Genomic DNA, 5,529 nt, shown 5'->3' with positions numbered 1-5,529 from the left:
TTGTCCGGCGGCGTCCTACTCTCCCACCCCGTTGCCGGGGCAGTACCATCGGCGCTGAGAGGCTTAGCTTCCGGGTTCGGAATGGGTCCGGGCGTTTCCCTCTCGCCATGGCCGCCGTAACGCTGTGAACCTGTACCGGGCCGGCCCCCGGGTGGGGGTGGGGGTGGTGGGTTCAGAACCGCACAGTGGACGCGTGCTCGTTGGTGGGTGGGTCGTGCCCCCCGGGGGTGGGGGGTGTGTGGCAAGTCCTCGGCCTGTTAGTACCGGTCAGCTCGAACACCTTGCGGTGCGTCCACTTCCGGCCTATCGACCCGCTGGTCTGGGCGGGGGCCTTACCCTCGGTCGAGGTGAGAGACCTCATCTTGAAGCGAGCTTCCCGCTTAGATGCCTTCAGCGGTTATCCCTGCCGAACGTGGCCAACCAGCCGTGCACCTGGCGGTACAACTGGCACACCAGAGGTTCGTCCGTCCCGGTCCTCTCGTACTAGGGACAGCTCTTCGCAAGTCTCTTACGCGCGCGGCGGATAGGGACCGAACTGTCTCACGACGTTCTAAACCCAGCTCGCGTACCGCTTTAATGGGCGAACAGCCCAACCCTTGGGACCTACTCCAGCCCCAGGATGCGACGAGCCGACATCGAGGTGCCAAACCATCCCGTCGATATGGACTCTTGGGGAAGATCAGCCTGTTATCCCCGGGGTACCTTTTATCCGTTGAGCGACACCGCTTCCACACGCCGGTGCCGGGTCACTAGTCCCAGCTTTCGCTCCTGCTCGACCCGTCGGTCTCGCAGTCAAGCTCCCTTGTGCACTTGCACTCGCCACCTGATTGCCAACCAGGCTGAGGGAACCTTTGGGCGCCTCCGTTACCCTTTGGGAGGCAACCGCCCCAGTTAAACTACCCACCTGACACTGTTCCTGATCCGGCTCACGGACCGAGGTTAGACATCCAATTCGACCAGAGTGGTATTTCAACGGCGACTCCGCGGGCACTGGCGTGCCCGCCTCGCGGTCTCCCACCTATCCTACACAAGCCGAACCGAACACCAATATCAAGCTGCAGTGAAGGTCCCGGGGTCTTTCCGTCCTGCCGCGCGTAACGAGCATCTTTACTCGTAGTGCAATTTCGCCGAGCCTGTGGTCGAGACAGCTGAGAAGTCGTTACGCCATTCGTGCAGGTCGGAACTTACCCGACAAGGAATTTCGCTACCTTAGGATGGTTATAGTTACCACCGCCGTTTACTGGCGCTTGAGTTCTGAGCTTCGCCTCGCGGCTGACCCGTCCCCTTAACGTTCCAGCACCGGGCAGGCGTCAGTCCGTATACCTCGTCTTACGACTTCGCACGGACCTGTGTTTTTAGTAAACAGTCGCTTCTCACTGGTCTCTGCGGCCCCCTCCCGCCGCCCCGGGCAGGCCGGTTCACGGGCGGGGGCCCCCCTTCTCCCGAAGTTACGGGGGCATTTTGCCGAGTTCCTTGACCACAGTTCGCTCGATCGCCTCGGTATTCTCTACCTGACCACCTGAGTTGGTTTGGGGTACGGGCCGCTGGGAGCTCGCTAGAGGCTTTTCTCGGCAGCATAGGATCATCGAATTCGCCTCATTCGGCTACGCGTCGGGCCTCACCCTGCATGTTCGGCGGATTTGCCTGCCGAACGGGCCACACCCTTGCACCGGTCCTACCACTCACCGGCCCGACTACCTTCCTGCGTCACCCCATCGCTTGCCTACTACCGGTTCGGATCCCACGCGTCGCGCGGCGCCGCCCCGAAGGGCAACGCGCCGGCGTCGGATGGTTAGCATCGCCGGGTTCGGCAGGGACGCTCCGTCGCGGGTACGGGAATATCAACCCGTTGTCCATCGACTACGCCTGTCGGCCTCGCCTTAGGTCCCGACTCACCCTGGGCGGATTAGCCTGGCCCAGGAACCCTTGGTCTTCCGGCGGAAGAGGTTCTCACTCTCCTGTCGCTACTCATGCCTGCATTCTCACTCGCGTGGCGTCCACGGCTGGCTTCCGCCGCCGCTTCCCCCGCCACGCGACGCTCCCCTACCCACCCCGCCACCTGGCCGCCACCCCGCAACGGGGCGGCGGCGGGCTGTGCGGCGGAGTGCCACGGCGTCGGCGGTGTGCTTGAGCCCCGCTACATTGTCGGCGCGGAACCACTTGACCAGTGAGCTATTACGCACTCTTTCAAGGATGGCTGCTTCTAAGCCAACCTCCTGGTTGTCTCTGCGATCCCACATCCTTTTCCACTTAGCACACGCTTGGGGGCCTTAGCCGATGATCTGGGCTGTTTCCCTCTCGACGACGAACCTTATCGCCCGCCGTCTCACTGCCGCGCTCTCACTTACCGGCATTCGGAGTTTGGTTGACGTCAGTAACCTGATGGGGCCCATCGGCCATCCAGTGCTCTACCTCCGGCAAGAAACACGCGACGCTGCACCTAAATGCATTTCGGGGAGAACCAGCTATCACCGAGTTTGATTGGCCTTTCACCCCTACCCACAGCTCATCCCCCAGGTTTTCAACCCTGGTGGGTTCGGTCCTCCACGCGGTCTTACCCGCGCTTCAACCTGGCCATGGGTAGATCACTCGGCTTCGGGTCTAGAGCACGCGACTGGAATCGCCCTGTTCGGACTCGCTTTCGCTACGGCTACCCCCCACGGGTTAACCTCGCCACGCACCGCTAACTCGCAGGCTCATTCTTCAAAAGGCACGCCATCACCACCCCCGCGGGGGCGCCGGCTCTGACGGCTTGTAGGCACACGGTTTCAGGTACTGTTTCACTCCCCTCCCGGGGTACTTTTCACCGTTCCCTCACGGTACTCGTCCGCTATCGGTCACCAGGAAGTATTCAGGCTTGGCGGGTGGTCCCGCCGGATTCACACCGAATTCCACGGGCTCGGTGCTACTTGGGACGACGTTCGGGAGGCGCGGCGTTTTCGGGTACGGGGCTGTCACCCTCTGCGGCGACCCCTTCCAGAGGCCTTCCCCTAACGCCCGCGCTTGCTCACTCCCCGAGTGCGCGGCAGCACACTCCGAACGCTCCCACGACCCCGCCGCCACAACCCCTGCCGGGTGTTCCATGACGACGGTTTAGCCATCCTCCGCTTTCGCTCGCCACTACTCACGGAATCACTGTTGTTTTCTTCTCCTGTGGGTACTGAGATGTTTCACTTCCCCACGTTCCCTCCGCACGCCCTATGTGTTCAGGCGCGGGTCACACCACATGACTGGTGCGGGGTTCCCCCATTCGGACATCCTCGGCTCAACGCTCGGTTGGCAGCTCCCCGAGGCTTCTCGCAGCCTCCCACGTCCTTCATCGGCTCCTGGTGCCCAGGCATCCACCGTGCGCCCTTACCAACTTGGCCACACGACCTACAAACCAACCCCTCCGCCCACCGGCAACCCGGCGGCGGAGGAGCACGAGAAATTCAAGATGCTCGCGTCCACTGTGCAGTTCTCAACCAACCACCGGACACCGCCCACCCGGCCCCACCGGCCCGCGAACCCCGCGCCGCCTCCCGGCGACCCGCACTCCACGACGGTCTGGAACCCCGAACGGCCCCGCACCGAGACAACGGGCACACCCGTTCCCTCAGGACCCAACAGCGCGCCGACGACCCCCCACCCCCCACCCCGACCCCCACCACCACCCCCCTCCCGACAGGAGAAGGGGGCGGCGTGCTGGGGGCCGGCCGGCGGGCCGGCGACCGCATGAGTCAGCGTTCCACCCTCGAGCACCACCCGAAACACCCGCGGCCCCCCCCACATCGGGGCGGCCATCACGGCTCCGGCGCGGCTGCCATCTGCACCCCGCACCCCCGAGGGGGGCGCGCGGCCGGCCGCTCCTTAGAAAGGAGGTGATCCAGCCGCACCTTCCGGTACGGCTACCTTGTTACGACTTCGTCCCAATCGCCGATCCCGCCTTCGACGGCTCCCTCCCAAAAAGGGTTGGGCCACCGGCTTCGGGCGTTACCGACTTTCGTGACGTGACGGGCGGTGTGTACAAGGCCCGGGAACGTATTCACCGCAGCATTGCTGATCTGCGATTACTAGCGACTCCAACTTCATGGGGTCGAGTTGCAGACCCCAATCCGAACTGAGACCGGCTTTTTGGGATTCGCTCCGCCTCACGGCATCGCAGCCCTTTGTACCGGCCATTGTAGCATGTTTGCAGCCCTAGACATAAGGGGCATGATGATTTGACGTCATCCCCACCTTCCTCCGAGTTGACCCCGGCAGTCTCCCATGAGTCCCCGCCATCACGCGCTGGCAACATGGAACGAGGGTTGCGCTCGTTGCGGGACTTAACCCAACATCTCACGACACGAGCTGACGACAACCATGCACCACCTGTGCACGGCCCTTACGGACCCGGCATCTCCACCGGATTTCCGCGCATGTCAAGCCTAGGTAAGGTTCTTCGCGTTGCATCGAATTAAGCAACATGCTCCGCCGCTTGTGCGGGCCCCCGTCAATTCCTTTGAGTTTTAGCCTTGCGGCCGTACTCCCCAGGCGGGGCGCTTAATGCGTTAGCTGCGGCACGGAAACCGTGGAATGGCCCCCACACCTAGCGCCCAACGTTTACGGCGTGGACTACCAGGGTATCTAATCCTGTTCGCTCCCCACGCTTTCGCTCCTCAGCGTCAGTATCGGCCCAGAGACCCGCCTTCGCCACCGGTGTTCCTCCTGATATCTGCGCATTTCACCGCTACACCAGGAATTCCAGTCTCCCCTGCCGAACTCCAGTCCGCCCGTATCGACTGCAGGCCCGGAGTTGAGCTCCGGGTTTTCACAGCCGACGCGACGAACCGCCTACGAGCTCTTTACGCCCAATAATTCCGGACAACGCTCGCACCCTACGTATTACCGCGGCTGCTGGCACGTAGTTGGCCGGTGCTTCTTCTGCGGGTACCGTCACCGAAACCGGCTTCGTCCCCGCTGAAAGAGGTTTACAACCCGAAGGCCGTCATCCCCCACGCGGCGTCGCTGCGTCAGGGTTGCCCCCATTGCGCAATATTCCCCACTGCTGCCTCCCGTAGGAGTCTGGGCCGTGTCTCAGTCCCAGTGTGGCCGGTCACCCTCTCAGGCCGGCTACCCGTCGTCGCCTTGGTAGGCCACTACCCCACCAACCAGCTGATAGGCCGCGGGCCCATCCCCAGCCGAGAAAACTTTCCACCACCAGACCATGCGGCCGGCGGTCACATCCGGTATTAGCCCCAATTTCTTGGAGTTATCCCGAAGCCGGGGGCAGGTTGCCCACGTGTTACTCACCCGTTCGCCACTGATCCCCCACCCGAGAGCGGGATCACCGTTCGACTTGCATGTGTTAAGCACGCCGCCAGCGTTCGTCCTGAGCCAGGATCAAACTCTCCGTAGATGCATCCGATCCGGCCGAGAACCGCGGGCTGACACCCGCGATCGATCAACCAAAGGAACTCCCACCCCGAACACACGTCCGAGGCACGGGAACTTGTTACTTGGCACTGACATTCGGCACGCTGTTGAGTTCTCAAGGAACGGACGCGC

At 63.0% G+C, this 5,529-nt stretch carries 3 rRNA genes; all 3 read right to left on the bottom strand.

The features are described from left to right. Nucleotides 1-2: 2 nt before the first annotated feature. Nucleotides 3-119, bottom strand: a 5S ribosomal RNA gene (gene rrf, locus OF117_RS21960). Between the two features lie 119 nt (nucleotides 120-238). Then, nucleotides 239-3,368: ribosomal RNA gene (locus OF117_RS21955) — 23S ribosomal RNA — on the bottom strand. Between the two features lie 485 nt (nucleotides 3,369-3,853). Then, nucleotides 3,854-5,380, bottom strand: a 16S ribosomal RNA gene (locus OF117_RS21950). Together the 16S, 23S and 5S rRNA genes form the textbook arrangement of a ribosomal RNA operon. Nucleotides 5,381-5,529 lie beyond the last annotated feature (149 nt).

Origin of the sequence: Geodermatophilus sp. YIM 151500, assembly GCF_025716945.1 — a bacterium.
GTDB lineage: Bacteria > Actinomycetota > Actinomycetes > Mycobacteriales > Geodermatophilaceae > YIM-151500.
Note: the sequence above shows the minus strand (reverse complement) of the source record. Positions and strands in the feature narration are given on the sequence as shown.